The sequence below is a fragment of the Aquitalea sp. S1-19 genome (genome assembly GCF_024343515.1).
Genome location: NZ_RJTZ01000015.1, coordinates 1 through 1759 on the forward strand (window position 1 = coordinate 1; position 1759 = coordinate 1759).

Here is a 1759-nt window from a genome sequence, read left to right on the forward strand (position 1 = left end):
TGCCGGGCTGGAGGCGATCTACCAGTGCAGCGAAGCCGAACACAGATCCATCATCCTGCTCGAACTGCTGCACAAACGGGTGCGCATGCAGATTGATACCGCCAGACTGGGTAAAACCGGATGAAACACAGCCGAACGACAAAAGCATATCCAGGCTTGGCCTGAGATCCCAGACAAGGTACAATCGTTCAATCTTGAACAGTGGCCGCTTGCGGCCGCTGTCTATTTATCGCCCTCCGCGCTTGCCGAACGTGACACGGTAGGGCGGTAGCGTGCCTGAAACACCACGAACCATCGTAAATCGCCCCATGGCCAGCCGCCAAAGCAAGCTACAAGAAGACACCTATTATCGCGTGATGCGCCTGCTGCAGGACAACCCGGACATCACTCAGCGCGAGCTGGCCGAGCAACTCGGCATCAGCGTGGGCGGGCTCAACTATTGCCTGAAAGCGTTAATGGAAAAGGGCTGGGTCAAGATGCAGAACTTCGCCCGCGCCAAGAACAAGTTCGGCTACGTTTATGTGCTCACCCCCAGCGGCATCGCAGAGAAAGCTGCACTGACTAAACACTTCTTGCAGCGGAAGCAGGAAGAATACGACGCACTCAGCCAGGAAATCGAAGCACTGCGCGCGGAAGTGAAGGCGCAGGCACAAAAACCCGCTGACTAGTGGATTGGGATGCCCCCCTCACCCGCCAGCGGAAGAGGGCACCGCGACCGACGGCCACCGTGCAACGCAAAACAGACCAGCACCATCAATCCTTCTCCCCCCGGGAGAAGGTGGCGCGCAGCGCCGGATGAGGGGCCGCACATACAGCTCGGCAAGCACACCACAAACACCGCAAGCAACACCCAATATTGGAATGCAAAACATGACCCAAGCCAGAAAAGGCATCATCCTCGCGGGCGGCTCCGGCACCCGCCTCTACCCCGCTACACTAGCAGTCAGCAAACAGCTGCTGCCGATCTACGACAAGCCGATGATCTACTACCCGCTCAGCACCCTGCTGCTGGCCGGCATCCGCGAGATCCTGATCATCTCCACCCCGCAAGACACCCCGCGCTTCGAACAGTTGCTGGGTGACGGCAGCCAGTGGGGCATCAAGCTGCAATACGCGGTACAGCCCAGCCCGGACGGGCTGGCACAGGCCTTTATCATCGGTGAAGATTTCCTCGCCGGCGCACCGTCTGCCCTGGTATTGGGCGACAACATCTACTACGGTCACAGCTTTGCCAGCCTGCTGCGCGATGCCTCAAGCAAAACCAGCGGCGCCAGCGTGTTTGCCTACCATGTGCACGACCCGGAACGCTACGGCGTGGTGGAATTCGACGCCAGCGGCAAGGCACTCTCCATCGAAGAAAAGCCGCAACAGCCCAAAAGCAACTACGCCGTCACCGGCCTGTATTTCTACGATGCACAAGTGGTCGATATCGCCAAGGCCATCAAGCCCTCGCACCGTGGCGAACTGGAAATCACCGACGTCAACAATGTCTACCTGCAACAAGGCCAGCTCGATGTGCAAACCATGGGCCGCGGCTATGCCTGGCTGGACACCGGCACCCACGAATCCATGCTCGAAGCCAGCCAGTTCATCGCCACCGTCGAAACCCGCCAAGGCCTGAAAGTCGCCTGCCCGGAAGAAATCGCCTACAACGCCGGCTGGATCGATGCAGCACAAGTAGAAAAACTGGCCGCCCCGCTAAAGAAAAACGCCTACGGCCAATATCTGCTACGACTGCTGGCTTGACATTCCAACAAAC

At 58.8% G+C, this 1759-nt stretch carries 2 protein-coding genes; both read left to right on the forward strand.

Going from position 1 to position 1759, the window contains the following annotated elements; genetic code table 11:
* Positions 1 to 308 precede the first annotated feature (308 nt).
* Complete coding sequence (locus EGI20_RS03875; RefSeq protein ID WP_498629777.1) at positions 309 to 668, forward strand: MarR family EPS-associated transcriptional regulator; 360 nt, start codon at positions 309 to 311, stop codon at positions 666 to 668.
* Between the two features lie 202 nt (positions 669 to 870).
* Positions 871 to 1746, forward strand: coding sequence for a glucose-1-phosphate thymidylyltransferase RfbA (gene rfbA, locus EGI20_RS03880; protein WP_498629778.1), 876 nt, complete (start codon positions 871 to 873; stop codon positions 1744 to 1746).
* Positions 1747 to 1759: the final 13 nt, after the last annotated feature.

Bases quoted from the DNA above. Each gene is read 5' to 3' on its own strand.
- rfbA (WP_498629778.1), top strand. From the start codon at position 871: ATGACCCAAGCCAGAAAAGGCATCATCCTCGCGGGCGGCTCCGGCACC.
- EGI20_RS03875 (WP_498629777.1), top strand. From the start codon at position 309: ATGGCCAGCCGCCAAAGCAAGCTACAAGAAGACACCTATTATCGCGTG.